Source organism: Amycolatopsis sp. NPDC006125, assembly GCF_040614195.1.
GTDB lineage: Bacteria > Actinomycetota > Actinomycetes > Mycobacteriales > Pseudonocardiaceae > Amycolatopsis_E > Amycolatopsis_E tucumanensis.
On sequence record NZ_JBEXTZ010000092.1, the window covers coordinates 1 to 17,724 of the forward strand.

General features: G+C 71.8%; 18 protein-coding genes and 3 pseudogenes. 13 read left to right on the forward strand and 8 right to left on the reverse strand.

Annotated elements, in window-relative coordinates; genetic code table 11:
• Positions 1-510 (forward strand): annotated as a pseudogene (locus tag ABZ193_RS33920) (glycosyltransferase family 2 protein); the annotation flags it as partial.
• Between the two features lie 225 nt (positions 511-735).
• Positions 736-1,410: pseudogene (locus ABZ193_RS33925) on the forward strand (hypothetical protein); the annotation flags it as partial.
• Positions 1,411-1,806: 396 nt separating this feature from the next.
• Here the strand turns inward: ABZ193_RS33925 and ABZ193_RS33930 are convergent.
• Positions 1,807-2,103: a hypothetical protein gene (locus ABZ193_RS33930; RefSeq protein ID WP_020419927.1), complete on the reverse strand. Its 297-nt coding sequence runs from the start codon at positions 2,101-2,103 to the stop codon at positions 1,807-1,809.
• A 63-nt stretch (positions 2,104-2,166) separates the two neighbouring features.
• Entirely contained in the window at positions 2,167-3,591 is a 1,425-nt protein-coding gene (gene glnA, locus ABZ193_RS33935) for a type I glutamate--ammonia ligase (RefSeq protein WP_354712747.1), read from the reverse strand.
• A gap of 67 nt (positions 3,592-3,658) precedes the next feature.
• Between glnA and ABZ193_RS33940 the strand changes: the two are divergent.
• Together ABZ193_RS33940 and ABZ193_RS33945 are read left to right on the forward strand one after the other, a co-directional pair.
• A pseudogene (locus tag ABZ193_RS33940) lies at positions 3,659-3,778 on the forward strand (DUF5131 family protein); the annotation flags it as partial.
• A 548-nt stretch (positions 3,779-4,326) separates the two neighbouring features.
• Entirely contained in the window at positions 4,327-4,782 is a 456-nt protein-coding gene (locus ABZ193_RS33945) for an SRPBCC domain-containing protein (protein WP_354712748.1), read from the forward strand.
• 2 nt (positions 4,783-4,784) lie between these two features.
• Here the strand turns inward: ABZ193_RS33945 and msrA are convergent, their stop codons facing one another.
• Both msrA and ABZ193_RS33955 read right to left on the reverse strand, forming a co-directional pair.
• Positions 4,785-5,306: a peptide-methionine (S)-S-oxide reductase MsrA gene (gene msrA, locus ABZ193_RS33950; protein ID WP_020419923.1), complete on the reverse strand. Its 522-nt coding sequence runs from the start codon at positions 5,304-5,306 to the stop codon at positions 4,785-4,787.
• 91 nt (positions 5,307-5,397) lie between these two features.
• Positions 5,398-6,213 carry a MerR family transcriptional regulator gene (locus tag ABZ193_RS33955; RefSeq protein ID WP_354712749.1) on the reverse strand — a complete coding sequence of 272 codons (816 nt, stop codon included), beginning with the start codon at positions 6,211-6,213 and terminating at the stop codon, positions 5,398-5,400.
• Between the two features lie 64 nt (positions 6,214-6,277).
• On the opposite strand from ABZ193_RS33955, the gene ABZ193_RS33960 reads away from it, so the two are divergent.
• On the forward strand, positions 6,278-7,042 hold the full coding sequence (locus ABZ193_RS33960) for an SDR family oxidoreductase (protein ID WP_354712750.1): 765 nt from the start codon (positions 6,278-6,280) through the stop codon (positions 7,040-7,042).
• 11 nt (positions 7,043-7,053) lie between these two features.
• Entirely contained in the window at positions 7,054-7,359 is a 306-nt protein-coding gene (locus ABZ193_RS33965; protein WP_354712751.1) for a nuclear transport factor 2 family protein, read from the forward strand.
• A 155-nt stretch (positions 7,360-7,514) separates the two neighbouring features.
• On the opposite strand, the gene ABZ193_RS33970 is transcribed toward ABZ193_RS33965, so the two are convergent.
• Positions 7,515-8,228 (reverse strand): metalloregulator ArsR/SmtB family transcription factor, encoded by a 714-nt coding sequence (locus ABZ193_RS33970; protein ID WP_354712752.1) that lies wholly within the window; start codon positions 8,226-8,228, stop codon positions 7,515-7,517.
• Between the two features lie 56 nt (positions 8,229-8,284).
• On the opposite strand from ABZ193_RS33970, the gene ABZ193_RS33975 reads away from it, so the two are divergent.
• Genes ABZ193_RS33975 through ABZ193_RS34005 form a run of 7 tightly spaced genes read left to right on the forward strand, consistent with a single transcriptional unit; the run spans position 8,285 to position 14,575 of the window.
• Positions 8,285-9,508: an MFS transporter gene (locus ABZ193_RS33975; RefSeq protein ID WP_354712753.1), complete on the forward strand. Its 1,224-nt coding sequence runs from the start codon at positions 8,285-8,287 to the stop codon at positions 9,506-9,508.
• Positions 9,509-9,565: 57 nt separating this feature from the next.
• Positions 9,566-10,327, forward strand: coding sequence for an SDR family oxidoreductase (locus ABZ193_RS33980; protein ID WP_354712754.1), 762 nt, complete (start codon positions 9,566-9,568; stop codon positions 10,325-10,327).
• Positions 10,324-11,229 carry an SDR family oxidoreductase gene (locus ABZ193_RS33985; protein WP_354712755.1) on the forward strand — a complete coding sequence of 302 codons (906 nt, stop codon included), beginning with the start codon at positions 10,324-10,326 and terminating at the stop codon, positions 11,227-11,229. Before ABZ193_RS33980 ends, ABZ193_RS33985 begins: the two co-directional genes overlap by 4 nt.
• Positions 11,229-11,969: an enoyl-CoA hydratase family protein gene (locus tag ABZ193_RS33990; RefSeq protein ID WP_354712756.1), complete on the forward strand. Its 741-nt coding sequence runs from the start codon at positions 11,229-11,231 to the stop codon at positions 11,967-11,969. Before ABZ193_RS33985 ends, ABZ193_RS33990 begins: the two co-directional genes overlap by 1 nt.
• A complete protein-coding gene (locus tag ABZ193_RS33995; protein ID WP_354712771.1) occupies positions 11,959-12,813 on the forward strand; it encodes a CoA-transferase in 855 nt (284 codons plus the stop codon). The genes ABZ193_RS33990 and ABZ193_RS33995 overlap by 11 nt, the downstream gene beginning before the upstream one ends.
• Positions 12,810-13,529 (forward strand): CoA-transferase, encoded by a 720-nt coding sequence (locus tag ABZ193_RS34000; protein ID WP_354712757.1) that lies wholly within the window; start codon positions 12,810-12,812, stop codon positions 13,527-13,529. The genes ABZ193_RS33995 and ABZ193_RS34000 overlap by 4 nt, the downstream gene beginning before the upstream one ends.
• 2 nt (positions 13,530-13,531) lie before the next feature.
• Positions 13,532-14,575, forward strand: a complete 1,044-nt coding sequence (locus ABZ193_RS34005; RefSeq protein WP_354712772.1) for a nitronate monooxygenase — start codon at positions 13,532-13,534, stop codon at positions 14,573-14,575.
• A gap of 28 nt (positions 14,576-14,603) precedes the next feature.
• Here ABZ193_RS34005 and ABZ193_RS34010 read toward each other — a convergent pair whose 3' ends face one another.
• Genes ABZ193_RS34010 through ABZ193_RS34020 form a run of 3 tightly spaced genes read right to left on the reverse strand, consistent with a single transcriptional unit; the run spans position 14,604 to position 17,671 of the window.
• Complete coding sequence (locus tag ABZ193_RS34010) at positions 14,604-15,755, reverse strand: acetyl-CoA C-acetyltransferase (RefSeq protein WP_354712758.1); 1,152 nt, start codon at positions 15,753-15,755, stop codon at positions 14,604-14,606.
• 9 nt (positions 15,756-15,764) lie between these two features.
• A complete protein-coding gene (locus ABZ193_RS34015; RefSeq protein ID WP_354712759.1) occupies positions 15,765-16,535 on the reverse strand; it encodes an SDR family oxidoreductase in 771 nt (256 codons plus the stop codon).
• A complete protein-coding gene (locus ABZ193_RS34020) occupies positions 16,532-17,671 on the reverse strand; it encodes an acyl-CoA dehydrogenase family protein (protein ID WP_354712760.1) in 1,140 nt (379 codons plus the stop codon). Before ABZ193_RS34020 ends, ABZ193_RS34015 begins: the two co-directional genes overlap by 4 nt.
• Between the last annotated feature and the right edge of the window lie 53 nt (positions 17,672-17,724).

Below are 17,724 nucleotides of genomic sequence, written 5' to 3' on the forward strand. Positions count from 1 at the left end.
CTGGCGCGGGCGACCGGCTCGGTGGTGCGCACCCTGGACGCCGACGACGTGCTGCTGCCCGGCGCGCTGGCCAGGGACATCGAGGCGCTGGGCCGGATGGCGTGGTGCACCTCGGCGTGCGTCGACCTGCTGCCGGACGGCTCGACGCGGCCCGGACCCTGCGACCCGCCGCCCGGGCCGGTCCCGCCGGGCCGGTTCTACGCCGAACAGCTCGACGACCGGTTGTCCGTGCAGGCCAACACGTTCGCGGCGCACACGGACCTGGTGCGCGCGCTGGGCGGCTGGCCGGCGCTGACCGGCGCGGAGACCGTCGGGCTGCTGCTGGCGGCCGAGGCGGTGGCGTCGGGGGAGTTCATCGCCGAGCCGAGCGTGCTCTACCGCAAGCACGACGCCCAGACCACGGCCGCCGACCGGTACTGGGACAAGGCCGAATCCGCCGCGCGCCTGGAAAGCGTCCTGGCCCGCGCCGACGCGCTGCGCCGCTCGGGCTGGCACTGGCAGTCCGGTTAGGACGGTTTGCTGAGCCACTTCCCGACCTGGCCCAGCGCGTCGCCGTCGTAGTCGGTGCCGGCCATGCGGCCCAGGTCGGCCACCGACACCTGCCGCGGCGCGGCCCGCCACGCCTTGTCCGCCTCGAACACACCGAGTGGACCAGCCCGCGCGGGACAACGACTGCAGCTGCTTCGCCAGGTACGTCCGGACACCCCGGGCAGCTCGGCCAGGCGCGAGTGCCCCATGAAGATCGCGGTCATCGGCACCGGCCTCATCGGCTCCCAGGTCGTCGACCGGCTCGTCGCCGCGGGCCACGACGCCACCGGGCACTCGCGGGCCACCGGCGTCGACCTGCTCACCGAGGAGGGGCTCGACCAGGCGGTGCGCCTGCCGTCCACGCCGATCCAGCCGATCAGCTCTGCCGAGGTCGCCGCCGCGGTCGCCGAGGCCGCGACCGAAGCCCCGCTGGGCGGCGCCCGCGAGGTCGGCTGCCCCGAGGTCGTCCCGCCCGACGAACTGGGCCACATCACGCTCGCCGCGACCGGCGACGGCCGCCGGGTGGTCACCGACGAGACGGCACCCGCTACCGCGACTGGCTCCAGTCCCGCTGACGTGATCCGCGGCACCAGGGCCGCTCCGGTCGTCACAACCCGGCCTCGAGCAGCGCGGCGCGCGCGTGCACCTGAACAGGTCACCTCGGCGGTCGGCGGGCACGTCGTGTTGTCCAGCGGCGAGGAGTTCGACTCGGAGCTGATCGTCTGGACCGCGGGCGACGGCGCGAACCCGGGCACCGGCAGGCACACCGACCTGCCGGTGGACGAGCGCGGCCTGATCGTCGTGCGGCCGGACCTGCGGGCCGGCGCGGAGGCGGCGCCGGTGCCGGACGCGTGGGCGGCCGGTGACGACGCCGCGGTGCCGGCCTCGCCCGTGCCGGGCGCCCGGACGGTGCCCAACGCGCAGCACGCGTACCGGCAGGGCAAACTCCTGGCGCGCGACATCATCGCCACGCTGCGCGGCCGCCCGCCGAAGCCGTACGTGCACCACAGCCTCGGCGCGATCGCCACGCTCGGCCTCGGCCGCGGCATCTTCCAGTACCGGCGGATCGTCGTCACCGGGCTGCCGGCGTGGCTCATGCACCGTGGCTACCACGTGCCGGCCGTGCCCAGCTGGGAACGCAAGGTGCGGGTGCTGGCGGTCTGGCTGACCGCGGCGCTGTTCGGGCGGGACATCCTTTCGCCGGCGTCGGTGCAGCACCCGCGGGAGGCGTTCGTGACCGGCGGGGAGCCGGTCCGCGCGGAGTCGCGAGCGCGGCGCTCAGAGGCGCTCGTCGCGCATCACTTCCAGGTTGTGGAACACCGGGTCGCCCTCGCAGAGGGCCATCATCTCCTTCGCGAACCGGTCCGTCTCCGGCAGGGACGAGTTGCGCATGGCGTCCTCATAGGACGGGAACTCGACGAACTCCATGTAGGTGCCGGGGCGTTCCCGGTCGCTCATCAGCACCGCGTGCGTGGCGGTCCGCTTGCCCCGCGTCTCCGCCAGCCAGCGGTCCATCATGTCGTTCATCTGTTCCGGGTGCTCGGTCTTGTACTCGATGACCTGTACGAAAGTCATTTCCCGCTCCTTTTCAGACCCGGGAGAGGTCATGGTCCGCCCCTGCCGCGCGGCGGTCAACACCTACACGTCGTAGGTGAGCGCGAATTCGTACGGGTGCGGCCGCAGCCGCAGCGGGTCGATCTCCGTTTCGCGCTTGAAGTCGATCCACGTCTCGATCACGTCCTCGGTGAAGACGCCGCCCGCGAGGAGGAACTCGTGATCGGCTTCGAGCCGGTCGATCACCGCCTCCAGCGACGCGGGCACCTGCGCCACGTCCCGCGCCTCCTCGGGCGGCAGCTCGTACAGGTCCTTGTCGATCGGCGACGGCGGCTCCAGCTTGTTGCGCACCCCGTCCAGCCCGGCCATCAGCATCGCGGAGAACGCCAGGTACGGATTGCCTGAGGAGTCCGGGCAGCGGAATTCGATCCGCTTGGCCTTCGGCGACGAGCCGGTCACCGGGATGCGCACGCACGCCGACCGGTTCCGCTGCGAGTACACCAGGTTGATCGGCGCCTCGAAGCCCGGCACCAGCCGGTGGTAGGAGTTCGCCGTCGGGTTGGTGAACGCGAGCAGGCTCGGCGCGTGGTGCAGGATCCCGCCGACGTAGTGCCGCGCCAGGTCGGACAGCCCGCCGTAACCCGCCTCGTCGTAGAACAGCGGGCCATTGTCGTCCCACAGCGACTGGTGGCAGTGCATGCCCGAGCCGTTGTCGTTGTACAGCGGCTTCGGCATGAAGGTCACCGTTTTGCCCTGCTCCCAGGCCGTGTTCTTCACGACGTACTTGAACAGCTGCAGGTCGTCGGCCGCGTGCAGCAGCGTGTTGAACCGGTAGTTGATCTCGGCCTGCCCGCCGCTGCCGACCTCGTGGTGCGCCTTCTCCACTTCGATGCCCACGCCGGCCAGGTTGCGCACCATCTGGTCGCGCAGGTCGGCGAAGTGGTCGCGCGGCGACACCGGGAAGTAGCCCGCCTTGAACGGGGTCTTGTAGCCGAGGTTGCCGTGTTCCTCGTCGCGGCCGGTGTTCCACCAGCCCTCCACCGAGTCGACCTCGTAGAACGCGGTGTTCTCCACGTTGCCGAAGCGCACCGAGTCGAAGATGTAGAACTCCGCCTCCGGTCCGAAGAACGCGCGGTCGGCGATGGTCGACTCGCTGATGTACTCCTCGGCCTTGCGGGCGATGTTGCGCGGGTCGCGGCTGTAGGACTCGCGGGTGAACGGGTCGTGCACGAAGAAGTTCATCAACAGCGTCTTCTCCGTGCGGAACGGGTCGACGCGCGCCGTGTAGGGGTCGGGCAGCAGCAGCATGTCCGACTCGTGGATCGACTGGAACCCGCGCACGGACGAGCCGTCGAAGGCGATCCCCTCTTCGAAGGCGTCGGCGTCGAAGGCCGCGGCGGGCACCGTGAAGTGCTGCATGATGCCGGGCAGGTCGCAGAACCGGACGTCGACGAACTCCACGTTCTCGTCGGCGATGTAGCGCAGGACTTCGTCTGCGTTGGCGAACATGGCTGGCTCCTTTGCCGTCGCGGCCGTGGAATCCCCAGAGTCCTCGCGTCGGGGGTTCAATGGAAGGATGCGGGACGGCACCATCGAGACCGCGACGTGGAACCCGGGCACCGGCTGCGATCGGGTCAGCTCCGGATGCGACAACTGCTACGCGATGGCCTTCGCGCGGCGGCTGCGGGCCATGGGCAGCCCCGCCCACACCCGCGACGGCGATCCCCGCACCAGCGGACCGGGTTTCGCCGTCACCCCGCGCCCCGGGGCGGCTGGCGGTCCCGTCGCGCCGGCGAGCGCCCCGGCTGGTGTTCACCGGCTCGATGACCGACCTGTTCCAACCCCGCGTGCCCGAGGAGGAGCGGTCGGCGCGCCCGGCCTGCTCGTCGCTCTCGATCGTCACGCCCCACCAGACGTGCGGCAGCGGCTCCGGCGCGAGCCGCGCCAGCACGCGAAACCCCGGCCGCGGTTCGGTTCCTGTCCCTGCAGCCGCTGCTCGGCCCGCCGCCGGACCTGGACCTGACGGGGCTCGACTGGGTCTACGCCGGTGGCAAGCCGGGGCCGCACGCGCGGCCGAGTGGGTCCGGCCGGTGCGGGACCGGTGTGCCGCCGCGGGGATCCCGTTCCTGTTCAAGCAGTGGGCGGCCGGACCCGCAACGCGGGCGGGCGGCTCCTCGACGGCCGCACCTGGGACGAGATGCCGGGAGGCTGGACACCCGCCGGCCGCCGCGCCAGGGTGTCGTCATGACTTCGACGAGCGTTTCCGGGTTCGTGCGCGCACCGCGCCGGGAGGTCTACCGCGCCCTGGTCGACGGCGAGGCGATCGCGACCTGGCGGGTGCCGGACGGGATGACGGCCAGGGTGCACGAGTTCGACGCCCGCGTGGGCGGGCGGTTCCGGGTGTCGCTGGTCTACGACGACCCCGGCCGCGCCGGCAAGTCCGGCGGCGCCACCGACACCTACACCGGTCACTTCGCGGTGCTCGAGCCGGGGCGGCGCGTGGTCGAGGTGATCGAGTTCGACAGCCCCGACCCGGCGTCCCAGGGCACGATGACCATGACGACCACCCTGACCGACGCCGAAGGGGGCACGAAGGTGGTCATCCGGCACGACGGGGTCCCGGCCTCGGTCGCCCCGCAGGACAACGAGACCGGGACCCGGATGGCGCTGGCCAAGCTGGCCGCGTTCGTCGAACGCTGAGGTCAGGCGACGTACTGCGCGAAGGACTTGCGCACCTTGTTCACCTTCGGCAGTGCGACCGCGAGGCAGTAGCCCTGGCCGGGGTTCTTGGCGAAGAAGTCCTGGTGGTACTCCTCGGCCCGGTAGAACTCGCCCAGCGGCTCCAGGGTGGTCACGATCTCGCCGTCCCACCAGTCCGCCGCGCGCTTGATGGCCGCTTCGAACTCGGCGCGCTGCGCGTCGTCGGCGTAGAACATCGCCGAGCGGTACTGGGTGCCGACGTCGGCGCCCTGGCGGTTGAGCTGCCGCGGGTCGTGCAGGGTGAAGAACACGTCGAGGATGACCTCGGCCGGGATGACCGTCTCGTCGAACGTCACCGCGACCGCCTCCGCGTGCCCGGTCCGCCCGGTGCACACCTGCTCGTACGACGGCTGGGCCGTGTCGCCGCCGGTGTAGCCGGACACCACGTCCTGCACCCCGCGCAGCGTCCGGTAGACCGCGTCCAGGCACCAGAAGCACCCGCCGGCCAGCACGAACGTCCGCATCTCGCATCACCTCTCACCGAGTAGTCCGGCTTGCACCGGGTCAACCCCGCGTGCCGGTCCAGTATTCCGCGCCACGTCCCTTGTGGACTCCTCAGGCCGGTGCGACGCGGAAGACCGGCCAGCCGATCTCGGTCCGCCACGCCGCCGGGTCGGCGGTGTCCCTGGGGCCGCTGAGGTAGACCTCGCGCACCGGGCCGGCCACGGCGAGCGCGTGGTCCACCACCCAGCGGCCGAGCTCGCCGTAGGTGACGTCGATCGTGTCGTGGTCGCCCGGGTGGGTGGCGACCGCGAGTTCCGCGGCGGGCAGCGTCACCGGCCGCACCCGCCCGGCCGGTGCGGGTGGTTCGGCGACCGGCAGGTAGACCACCATCCGGCCGCGGCCGTGGGTGAACAGCTCGTTGTCGTACAGGCCGCCGGGCGGGCCGGCCGGGTCGGGCACCACCGCGTCCAGCTCGGCCATCGCGCCCGCGTACCAGGCGAGCACGTCCGCCTCGGCGACGGTGCCCTCGACGGCCGCGACCGTCGTGGCCGGGGTCCGGCGCAGCTCGACCGCCAGCTCGCCGGGCTCGGGCGTGAGCAGCCTGCGCAGCGACGTGACCGCCGCGCGGGTGCGTTCCAGCTGGTCCTCGAGCCGCCGCAGGTGCTCGCCGACCAGCAGTGCGCGGGCTTCCGGGTCGGGGCTGCCGAGGATGCGGCGCACCTCGAGCAGCGGCACGTCGAGCTCCCGCAGCCGGTGGATCACCTGCGCGGCCGGGATCTGCGCCGCGTCGTAGTAGCGGTAGCCGGTGGCCGGGTCGACGCGGGCGGGTTCGAGCAGCCCGGCGTCGTGGTAGCGGCGCAGCGTGCGGATGCTCAGGTGGGTCAGCCTGGCGAACTCGCCGATGGTCAGCACCAGCGGATTCTGCACCCTCTCCCCGGGGGAGGGTCCAGCGCTTGACCCTCCCGCGCCGTCACGGCGGAGTGTGCCGGGCATGAACGAATCTCTGGAGGGGCGGCGCGCCCTGGTGACCGGCGGCGGGCGGGGCACCGGCGCGGCCGTCGTCGCCCGGTTGCGTGCCGCCGGCGCCGATGTCCTGGCCACCGCCCGCACCCGCCCGGACCACGCCGACGGCCCGTTCGTCGCCGCCGACGTCACGGCGCCCGGCGGGGTCGAGACGGTGGTGCGGGAGGTGCGCGACCGGTTCGGGGCGCTGGACATCCTGGTGCACACCGTGGGCGGGTCGTCCGCGCCGGGTGGCGGGTTCGCGGCGCTGACCGACCGGCACTGGCAGGACGAGCTCGACCTCAACCTGCTGGCCGCGGTGCGCCTGGACCGGGCGCTGCTGCCGGACGTGGCGGCGGGCGGGGCGGTCGTGCACGTGTCGTCCATCCAGCGGCGGCTGCCGCTGTTCGAGGCGACGCTCGGGTACGCGGCCGCGAAGGCCGCGCTCACCACGTACAGCAAGGGGCTGGCGAAGGAGCTGGCGCCGCGCGGGGTGCGGGTGAACGTGGTGTCGCCGGGCGCGATCCGCACCTCCGCGGCGGATGCCCTGGTCGCGCGCCTGGCCGAGGCCGACGGCGTCGACGAGCGGACCGCGTGGGACCGGCTGACGGCCGCGCTCGGCGGCATCCCGCTGGGACGGCCGACGCTGCCGGAGGAGGTCGCCGAGCTGGTGGCGTTCCTGGTGTCCGGCCGGGCGGCCGCCATCACGGGCGCGGAACACACGATCGACGGCGGCACGGTGCCGACCGTCTGAGGAGGAGAACGATGACCGAACTGCCACAGGCGATCCGCGACTACCTGGACGCCCCGAGCGCCGCGGGCTTCACCCCTGACGCCGTGGTCACCGACGACGGCCGGACGTACCGCGGAACGGAAGAGATCGACAGGTGGCTGCGCCGCGCGGCCACGGAGTACCAGTACACGGCCACGCTGACGGGGGCGTCCCACTCGGCGGGGGAGTGGACGGTGACGCAACACGTGACCGGGAACTTTCCTGGTGGGGAGGTGGATCTGCGCTACCGGTTCCGGCTGCGCGGGGAGCGGATCGCCGCGCTGACGATCGCGCCCTGAGGTTGGCGAGGCCGCGGGGATCGCAGGCCCGGCACCCGGCCTCCACGCCGGGTGCCGGGATCCAGCCGTCGGCCGCTGGGCCTGCGGCTGCCGCTCTGCACGACGCGGCGAGTGGGGTGGCCGCTCCGCGGCCGCCAGGTAGGGCGAGGTCCCGGTCAGTGGTCGAGCACCAGCCCCGGCAGCAGATCGCTGAGCCGCTCACCCGCGTCGGGGCGGAGGGTCAGCGTTCGGCCGTCCGCGTCGACCTCCACCAGGCCCTCGGTGCGCAGCCGGGTCAGGATCGCGTGTCCGAGGGCTCCTCCCAGGTGCGGACGGCGCAGCGTGCGGTCCAGGCAGCTCGTCGCCGTCTTGCGGCGGCCCGCCGTCAGCGAGTCCGCGTCGATGCTCAGCCGCGCCAGCACCTCCGCCGCCCGCGGGCCGAGCTCCAGCTCGTCGGTGTCGGCCCGGCGGCGGAGCGCGTCCTCGGCCAGCAGGTGGTCCAGCACGGCCACCCCGAGCCGCCCGGCCGCGTGGTCGTAGCACAGCCGCTCCGGGGGCGCGGCCGGTCCGGGCAGCGGGAGCGCGCCGCCCGCGTAGTCGGCCAGCGCGTCCAGCACCGCGGTGATCGCGGGGTCCTTCAGCCGGTAGGTGACGTGCCGCCCGCTCTGCGACGTCACCACCAGCCCGGCCTGCCGCAGCTTCGCCAGGTGGTTGCCCAGGCGCGCCGGGCTCACGCCGAGCACGTCCGCCAGCTGGGTCATCCCGTGCGGCCCCTCGTGCGCGAGCAGCTGCAGCACGGTCAGCCGGATCGGGTCGGCCAGCTCGCGCGCCAGCCCGGTCACCGTCGCCACCACCGGCTGCTCGGCGCTGGTCCATCCGAGGGAGGTCACGCCCCAGACTCTACCATCGACTTTCACGTTTCACGGATACGTGATAGGTCTATGTGATGCGTCGCTACTGGCACGAGCAGATCCCGCCGCCCGGCCCGTTCCGGGTGCTGGCGCTCGGCGTGCTGGTCACCACGGCCGGCGGCGGCGCGTGGTACACGACCTGGGCGGTCTACTTCACGTCCGTCGCCGGGCTGCCTGCCCCGGTCGTCGGCCTCGGGCTGATGCTCGCGGGCGGCGCGGGCCTGCTCGCGGCCACACCGGTCGGCGCGCTGGCCGACCGGCTCGGGCCGCGGGAGCTGCTGATCGCCCTGATCGCGGTCGAGGGCGTGTCGATGGCCGCGTTCGTGTTCGCCCACCACGTCGCGGTGTTCCTGGCCGTCGCGGTCGTCAACACGGCCGCCGACCGCGCCACCGCCGGGGTCCGCACCGCCTACGTCGCGCAGCTGGCCGACGAGGAGACCCGCGTGGCGCACCTGGCCCGGCAGCGGGTCGCCAGCCACCTCGGCTACACCGTCGGCGCGGCGGCGGGAGCGGCCTGCCTGACGCTGGGCAGCCCGGCCGCGTTCCACGTCCTGATCGCGGTCAACGCGCTCACCTCGCTGGCCTACGCCGCGCTGCTCACCCGTGTGCCGAGGGTGCGGCCGGCCGCGCTGGCACGCAAGCCGCGAACCGTGCTCGCCGATCCCGCGTTCCTCGCGGTCGTCTCGACGACCGGCCTGCTTTCGCTGTGCTGGGGCCTGGTTTCGACCGCGCTCCCGCTGTGGCTGGTCCGCGACACGCACCTGCCCGCCGGGCTGGCGGGCGTGGTCGTCATCGTCAACTCGCTCGGCGTCGCGCTCCTGCAGGTTGTCGCGAGCCGCGGCTGCACCGGTCCGCGCCGCGGCGCCGCGCGGGCGGTCTGGTCGGGCGCCGCCCTCGCGCTGGCCTGCCTGCTGTTCGCCGCGACGGGTGGCGGCAGCGGCGCCATCGCCGTCGGCCTGGTGCTGCTCGCCGCGGCCGCCCACCTGGCGGGCGAGCTGTGGTTCATCGCTGCGAAGTGGGCGCTCACCCTCGACCTGACGCCGCCCGGCGCGACCGGCCGCTACCAGGGCCTGGCCGCCACGGCTCAGGCCGGCGCGCAGATGCTGAGCCCGGCGCTGATGACGCTGCTCGTCGGCACCTGGGGCCGTCCCGGCTGGTTCGTGCTCGCCGGGGTGTTCCTCGCCGCCGGGCTGGGGACGGTCCCGGCGACTCGCTGGGCGGTCCGCACCCGCGTGGAAACCAGTTCTCGTGCGGCGTGACCGGCGCCCAGACCAGCGACCTTGTCCCTGACGAGAACATGTTCTAGTTTTGGGGGTGTGGAGAGCGATCTGGGCCTGGCCGGCGCCGTGGTCCTGGTGACCGGTGGGGTGCGTGGCGTGGGCCGCGGCATCACGCGGGTGTTCCAGGACTGCGGCGCGCACGTCGTGACCTGCGCCCGGCGCGAGCCGGAGGAACCGGCGGGCCAGTTCATCGCCTGCGATGTGCGTGATCCGGATCAGGTGTCGGCGCTGATCGGCCGGATCGTGGACGAGCACGGTCGTCTGGATGTGGTGGTGAACAACGCGGGTGGCAGTCCGTTTGCCTCGGCTGCGGAGGCGTCGCCGCGGTTTCACGACAAGATCGTGCAGTTGAACTTGCTGGCGCCGTTGCTGGTGGCGCAGCAGGCGAATGCGGTGATGCAGCGTCAGGACGGTGGCGGGTCGATCGTGATGATCTCCAGCGTGTCCGCGACCCGCCCGTCGCCGGGGACGGCCGCGTATGGGGCGGCGAAGGCGGGGCTGGACAACCTCACCGCGAGTTTGGCGGTGGAGTGGGCGCCGAAGGTGCGGGTCAACGCGCTGGATGTCGGGTTGGTGCGCACCGAGCAGGCGCATCTGCACTACGGCAGCGACGTGGCAGCGGTGGGGAAGACGGTGCCGTTGGGGCGGCTGGCCGAGCCGGAAGAGGTCGGCCGGTGTGCGGCGTTTTTGGCTTCGCCGCTGGCTTCCTACGTCTCGGGTGCGACGTTGAAGGTGCACGGCGGTGGTGAGGTGCCCGCGTTCCAGGCGGCCGCGGATGTCGATCGGGAGGGTTCATGACTCTGTGCCAGGACCGGGTGGTGATCGTGACCGGCGCCGGCCGCGGGATCGGGCGGGCGCACGCGCTGGCGTTCGCGGGCGAGGGCGCGCGGGTGGTGGTCAACGACGTCGGTGTGGCCCTCGATGGTTCCGCGACCGGGGACGGTCCGGCCGCCCAGGTGGTGGCGGAAATTGAGGCGCTGGGCGGAAAGGCGGTCGCCAACACCGACGACGTCGCCGACTGGGCCGGAGCGCGGGCGTTGATCGGCACGGCGCTGGAGCAGTTCGGGCGGCTCGACGTGCTGGTGAACAACGCGGGTTTCGTGCGGGACCGGATGCTGGTCAACCTCGGCGAGGAGGAGTGGGACGCGGTGATCCGCGTGCACCTCAAGGGTCACTTCGCGCCGTTGCGGCATGCCGCGGAGTACTGGCGCGCGGAGGCTAAGGCCGGTCGGATGCCGAACGCGCGGGTGATCAACACCAGTTCCGGTGCGGGCTTGTTGGGCAGTGTCGGGCAGTCCAACTATTCGGCCGCGAAAGCGGGGATCTCTGGCTTGACCGTCGTCGCTGCGGCGGAGCTGGCCCGGTATGGCGTGACAGTGAACGCGATCGCCCCCTCAGCCCGGACCCGAATGACCGAGGAGGTGTTCGCCGCCTCGATGGCCCGGCCCGACGAGGGGTTCGATGCGATGGCGCCGGAGAACGTTTCGCCGCTGGTGGTGTGGCTCGGCAGCGTCGAATCGGCCGGTGTGACGGGGCGGGTGTTCGAGGTGGAGGGCGGGAAGGTGTCGCTGGCGCAGGCGTGGCGGCACGGCCCGTTCGTGGACAAGGGTGCCCGGTGGGAGCCGGGGGAGTTGGGTCCGGTGGTGGAGAAGCTGATCGCCGAGGCGCCCGCGCCCGAACCCGTTTATGGAGCGTCCTGATGCCGATTCTGACCAAACGCGACGGTCACGTCGAGATCGTCACGGTGGATTTCCCGCCGGTCAATGCGTTGCCGGTGCAGGGCTGGTTCGACCTCGCTGCCGCTGTGCGTGCCGCGGGGGAGGATCCGGATGTGCACGTGGTGGTGCTGCGGGCGGAGGGCCGCGGGTTCAACGCCGGGGTGGACATCAAGGAGATCCAGCGCACCGCGGGCTACGAGGCACTCGTGGGCGCGAACAAGGGCTGCTACGCGGCTTTTGGTGCGGTGTATGACTGCGCGGTGCCGGTGGTGGCGGCGGTGCACGGGTTCTGCCTGGGTGGTGGGATCGGCCTGGTCGGCAACGCCGATGTCGTGATCGCGTCCGAGGACGCCACGTTCGGGGTGCCGGAGGTGGAGCGGGGTGCCCTGGGCGCGGCCACACACCTGGCGCGGCTGGTGCCGCAGCACCTGATGCGCACCCTGTACTTCACGGCGCGCACCATCACCGCCGCCGAGCTGCACTCGTTCGGCTCGGTGTACCAGGTGGTGCCGCGTGAACAGCTGGATGAGAGCGCCTTGGCGGTGGCGCGGGACATCGCGGCGAAGGATCCGCGGGTGATCCGGGCTGCGAAGGAGGCGTTGAACGGTATCGACACCCAGCACGTGCACCGCAGTTACCGGTTCGAGCAGGGGTTCACCTTCGAGCTGAACCTGCTGGGCACCTCGGATGAGGCTCGGGAGGAGTTCCTCAATGGCCGATAAGCGCATGACTGCCGACGAGGTCGCGGCGGAAGTCCGGGACGGCATGACGATCGGCATCGGCGGCTGGGGTTCGCGGCGCAAACCGATGGCGCTGGTCCGGGCGCTGTTGCGTACGCCCGTTCGTGATCTCACGGTGGTGTCGTACGGCGGCCCGGATGTGGGCTTGTTGTGCGCGGCCGGGAAAGTCAAGCGGGTGGTGTTCGGGTTCGTCACGCTGGACTCGATCCCGTTCGACCCGTGGTTCGGCCGCGCCCGCGAAACGGGCGCGATCGAGGTGACCGAATACGACGAGGGCATGTTCGCTGCCGCCCTGTCGGCCGCCGCGCAGCGGTTGCCGTTCCTGCCGCTGCGGGCCGGTTTGGGCTCGGAGGTCATGCGGGTCAATCCCGAGTTGCGCACGGTCCGTTCGCCCTACCCCGACGGAGAAGAACTGGTGGCAGTCCCGGCGCAGGAGCTCGACATTGCCCTCGTGCATTTGAACCGCGCCGATGCGCGGGGTAACGCCCAGTATCTCGGCCCGGATCCGTACTTCGACGACCTGTTCTGCCTGGCGGCGAAGAAGCGGTTCGTGTCGGTGGAGAAGGTGGTGGAGACGGCGGAGCTGGGTGGGCCGGTGCAGTCGTTGCTGCTCAACCGCGGCTGCGTGGACGGTGTGGTGGAGGCCCCGCGGGGTGCGCATTTCACCACCGCGGTGCCCGACTACGGCCGGGACGAGCGGTTCCAGAAGCACTACGTGGCGTGTGCGAAAGATCTGGACGCGTGGCCGGGGTTCGTGGACCGGTTCCTGTCCGGCGACGAGGCACGGTACTTGTCCGAGGTGGATCGATTCGAGGCGGCGGCATGAGCGCGACCAGGGCCGAGATCGCCGTGGTGGCGGTGGCCGAACTGTTCCGCGGTGACGGGGAGATCGTGGCCAGCCCGATGGGCTACATCCCGTCGCTGGGCGCGAAACTCGCCCGCCTGACCTTCGAACCCGACTTGCTGCTTTCCGATGGCGAGGCGTATCTGATCGATGTCGAGGGCAATGTGGAGGGCTGGCAGCCGTTCCGCAAAATGCTGGAGACGATCGTCCCGCACGGGCGGCGGCACGTGGTGATGGGCGCCAACCAGATCGACCGGTTCGGCAACCAGAACATCTCCGCCATCGGCGACCACGCCCGCCCGACGAAGCAGCTGCTCGGGGTGCGGGGCGCGCCGGGCAACACCGCGAACCACCGCACGAGCTACTGGGTGCCACGCCACAGTCCCCGCGTGTTCGTCGAGTCCGTGGACATCGTGTCGGGCGTGGGCTACGACAACGCCGCCAAAGCCGGACTGAAGTACCACGACGTGCACCGAGTGGTGACCAACCTCGGTGTGTTCGACTTCGCCACCCCGGATCATTCGATGCGCGCCGTCTCGCTGCACCCCGGTGTCACCCCCGAGGAGGTCGCGGCGGCGAGCGGTTTCGAAATCGACCTGTCCGGGGCAGGCGTGAGCCGCGAGCCCACTGACGCGGAGCTGCGGCTGATCCGCGAGCTGGACCCGAAGGGCCTGCGGGACAAGGAAGTCCCGTCATGACCCTGGACACCGCCCTCACCCGCCTGGTCGGAGTGCGGCACCCGGTCGTGCAGACCGGAATGGGCTGGGTCGCCGGCCCTCGCCTCGTCTCCGCCACCGCCGAAGCCGGCGGACTCGGCATCCTCGCCTCGGCCACCATGACCTACCCGGAACTGAAAGCCGCCGTCGCGGAGGTCAAGCAGCGCACCGACCGGCCTTTCGGGGTGAACCTCCGTGCCGACGCCACCGATGCGGGGGAGCGGGTCGATCTGCTGATCCGCGAGGGCGTCAAAGTCGCGTCCTTCGCGCTGGCGCCGCGCAAGGAGATGATCGCCAAGCTCCGCGATCACGGCATCGTGGTGATCCCCTCCATCGGAGCGGCCCGGCACGCCGAGAAGGTCGCCGCCTGGGGCGCGGATGCCGTGATCGTCCAGGGCGGCGAGGGTGGCGGGCACACCGGGGGAGTGGCGACGACGCTGCTGCTGCCGTCGGTGCTCGACGCGGTCGACATCCCCGTCGTCGCGGCGGGCGGGTTCTTCGACGGACGCGGACTCGCCGCCGCACTCGCCTACGGCGCCGCGGGTGTCGCGATGGGCACGCGGTTCCTGCTGAGCAAGGAAAGCACCGTGCCGGAGGAGGTCAAGCGGGTCTACCTCGCGCAGAACCTCACCGGCACCGTCGTGACACGGCGCGTCGACGGGCTGCCGCACCGCGTGTTGCGCACCGAGCTGGTCGAGAAGCTGGAAGACACCGGCCGGGTGCGGGGCACACTGCAGGCGGCCCGCAACGCCCTCCGATTCCGCAAGCTCACCGGCCTCTCCCCGCCCGCCATGATCCGCGAGGGCCTGGCGATGAAACACGGCAACGAGATGACGTGGAGCCAGATCATCATGGCCGCCAACACCCCGATGCTGCTGCGCGCCGGCCTGGTCGAAGGCCGCACCGACGCGGGTGTCCTGGCGTCCGGCCAAGTCGTCGGAATGATCGACGACCTGCCGACGGTGGCTGACATCATCGACACCACCGTCACGCAGGCCGAGGAGATACTTCAGCGGCTGGGTGGTTGAGGGGAGGCGCGGTGCGCCTCCCGTCCGGTCACAACCGTTCGATGATCGTCACGTTGGCGGTTCCGCCGCCTTCGCACATGGTTTGCAGGCCGTAGCGGCCGTTGCGGCGCTCCAGTTCGTGCAGGAGGGTGGCCAGCAGCTTCGTGCCGGTCGCGCCGATCGGATGTCCGAGGGCGATGCCCCCGCCGTTGACGTTCACCCGCGCGGGGTCGGCGCCGGTTTCGTCGAGCCACGCCAGCACCACGCTGGCGAAGGCCTCGTTCACTTCGAAGAGGTCGATGTCGTCCACGGTGAGCCCCGCCTTGCGGAGGGCGTGGGCGGTGGCGGGGATGGGGCCGGTGAGCATCCAGACGGGATCCGCGGCGCGCACGGAGATGTGGTGGATGCGGGCGCGGGGAGTGAGCCCGTGTTCTTGCACGAACTTTTCGGAGGCGAGCAACGCGGCGCTGGCGCCGTCGGAGATCTGGCTCGCCACCGCAGCGGTGAGCCGGGAGCCTTCGGAGAGTGGCTTGAGTCCCTGCATGCGTTCGAGGCTGGTGTCCCGGCGTGGGCCTTCGTCCACCGAGAAGCCGTCCACGGCGGCGATCTCCGCGGCGAACCGTCCGGAGTCGATGGCCTCGATCGCGCGCTGATGACTGCGCAGTGCATAGGCTTCCATGGCCTCGCGGGTGATGTCCCAGTGTTCGGCGATCATGTCGGCGCTGCGGAACTGCGACACCTCGACGCTGCCGTAGCGCTCCTGCCAGCCCTTGGAGCCGGAGAACGGGTCGTCGAAACCGTACTCCCGCCCGGCGAGCATCGCGGCGCTGATCGGGATGCGGCTCATGTTCTGCACCCCGCCCGCGAGCACGAGGTCCTGGGTCCCAGAGAGCACGGCTTGGGCGGCGAAGTGCACGGCCTGCTGGCTGGACCCGCACTGCCGGTCCACGGTCACCCCCGGCACGTGGTCCGGGAACCCCGCCGCGAGCCACGCCGTGCGGGCGATGTTGCCGGATTGGGGTCCGAGGGTGTCGGTGCAGCCGAGGATCACGTCGTCGACGAGGTCCGGGTCCACCCCGGCCCGCGAAACCACCGCCCGGATGATGTGCGCGGCCAGGTCGGCGGAGTGCCACCCGGACAACGCACCGCCACGCCTGCCGACGGGGGTGCGCACGGCGTCGAGGAGAAAGGCTTCAGGCACAACGACTCCCTAGGGGTGCTGGCTGGACACGGACACGACTTCACCGGTCATGTAGCTGGCGTAGTCGCTGGCGAGGAAGACCATCACGTTGGCGACTTCCCAGGGTTCGGCGGCGCGGCCGAACGCTTCCCGGCCCTGCAACTCCTGCAGCAGCTCGTCGCTGGTGACCTTCGCCAGGAACGGGTGCATCGCCAAACTCGGCGCCACCGCGTTGATGCGCACCCCGTGCTCGGCGGCGTCCAGCGCGGAACACCGGGTCAACGCCATTACCCCGGCTTTCGCGGCGGCGTAGTGGGCCTGCCCGGCCTGCGCCCGCCACCCGATCACCGACGCGTTGTTGACGATCGCCCCGCCACCGCCCTGCTCGACGAACTGCCGCAGCACGGCGCGGGTGCAGCGGAAGGTGCCGGTCAGCGTGATGTCGAGGACCCGGGACCACTCCTCGTCGGTCATCTCCAGCACCGAGCGGGTCCCGCCGAGGCCCGCGTTGTTGATCATCACGTCGATCCGGCCGAACTGTCCCACCGCCCCCGCCACCAAACCCTGCACCTGGGTTTCGTCGGTGACGTCGCAGGTGATCGCGTGGACCTTGCCCAGTTCGGCCAGCTCGGCGGCCTTCTCCGCCAGGCGGCGTTCGTGCCAGTCGCTGATCACCACGTTGGCGCCTTCTTCCAGGCAGCGTTTCGCCACCGCGGAGCCGATGCCGGTGCCCGCGGCGGCGGTCACCACCACGACCTTGTCCTCCAGCAGGTGGTGTCCGGGCGGGTAGTGGGGGATCACCGGGCCTCCTTGGGCAGGCCGAGCACCCGCTCGGCGATGATGTTGCGTTCGATCTCGTCCGAGCCGCCGTAGATGGTGTCGGCGCGGGTGAACAGGAACAGCCGCTGCCACTCGTCCAGCTCGCCGTCGGCGACCAGCGACCGCGCCCCCCGCGCCCGCACCGCGAGTTCGCCGAGGCGGCGGTGCCACTGCGCCCACATCAGCTTGCCGACCGCGACCTCCGGCCCCGCGGCCTGACCCAGGGTCCGCAGAGCGTGGGCGCGCAGCACCCGCAGGCCCATCCGGGCGCGCTCCAGATCGGCCCGCAGCAGCGGATCCTCCCAGGTCCCGAGCCGCTTGGCCTCCGCCTCGATACCGTCCAGCTCGCGGCGGAACCCGATCTGCTGGCCCAGCGTCGACACCCCGCGCTCGAACCCGAGGGTGGCCATCGCGATCCGCCACCCCTCACCCGGCTCACCGACCACCATGCCAGCGGGGGTACGGGCGTCGTCGAAGAACACCTCGTTGAACTCCGAGGTCCCGGTCAGCTGCTGGATCGGCCGCACCGTCACCCCGTCCTGCCGCAACGGCACCAGCAAGTACGACAGCCCACGGTGGCGCTGGGACCCCCGCTCGGTGCGGGCCAGCACGAAACACCAGTCCGCCACATGCGCCAGCGACGTCCAGATCTTCTGCCCGTTGACCACCCACTCGCCCTCGCGCAGCTCCGCCGAGGTCGACACCGCCGCCAGATCCGACCCGGCCCCGGGCTCGGAGTAGCCCTGGCACCACAGCTCCTCCACCGCCACGATCTTCGGCAGGAACCGCGTCCGCTGCTCCGGCGTGCCGAACGCGATCAACGTCGGCCCCAGCAACTGCTCCCCGATGTGATTGACCCGCGCCGGCGCCCCCGAGGCCGCGTACTCCTCGTGAAAGGCGACCTGCTCCTCCAGCGACAACCCGCGCCCACCGAACTCGCTCGGCCAGCCCACGCACGTCCACCCCGCCGCCGCCAGGTGCCGCTCCCACGCCAGCCGCAGCTCGAACGCCTCGTGCTCCCGCCCCGGCCCGCCCAGCCCACGCAGCGCCGCGAACTCACCGGTCAGGTTGTCCGCCAGCCAGTCCGCGACCTCACGACGGAACCGCGTCAGCTCCAACGCACGCCTCCTTGCTGCCCGGCCCACCGGGCACCTAGGGTAATGAGAACACG

Excerpts from the sequence above, each read along its gene's own strand:
- ABZ193_RS33945 (WP_354712748.1), top strand. The coding sequence starts at position 4,327 with ATGACTTCGACGAGCGTTTCCGGGTTCGTGCGCGCACCGCGCCGGGAG.
- ABZ193_RS33985 (WP_354712755.1), top strand. The coding sequence starts at position 10,324 with ATGACTCTGTGCCAGGACCGGGTGGTGATCGTGACCGGCGCCGGCCGC.
- ABZ193_RS33960 (WP_354712750.1), top strand. The coding sequence starts at position 6,278 with ATGAACGAATCTCTGGAGGGGCGGCGCGCCCTGGTGACCGGCGGCGGG.
- ABZ193_RS33995 (WP_354712771.1), top strand. The coding sequence starts at position 11,959 with ATGGCCGATAAGCGCATGACTGCCGACGAGGTCGCGGCGGAAGTCCGG.
- ABZ193_RS33975 (WP_354712753.1), top strand. The coding sequence starts at position 8,285 with ATGCGTCGCTACTGGCACGAGCAGATCCCGCCGCCCGGCCCGTTCCGG.
- glnA (WP_354712747.1), bottom strand. The coding sequence starts at position 3,591 with ATGTTCGCCAACGCAGACGAAGTCCTGCGCTACATCGCCGACGAGAAC.
- ABZ193_RS33965 (WP_354712751.1), top strand. The coding sequence starts at position 7,054 with ATGACCGAACTGCCACAGGCGATCCGCGACTACCTGGACGCCCCGAGC.
- ABZ193_RS33930 (WP_020419927.1), bottom strand. The coding sequence starts at position 2,103 with ATGACTTTCGTACAGGTCATCGAGTACAAGACCGAGCACCCGGAACAG.
- msrA (WP_020419923.1), bottom strand. The coding sequence starts at position 5,306 with ATGCGGACGTTCGTGCTGGCCGGCGGGTGCTTCTGGTGCCTGGACGCG.
- ABZ193_RS34000 (WP_354712757.1), top strand. The coding sequence starts at position 12,810 with ATGAGCGCGACCAGGGCCGAGATCGCCGTGGTGGCGGTGGCCGAACTG.
- ABZ193_RS33990 (WP_354712756.1), top strand. The coding sequence starts at position 11,229 with ATGCCGATTCTGACCAAACGCGACGGTCACGTCGAGATCGTCACGGTG.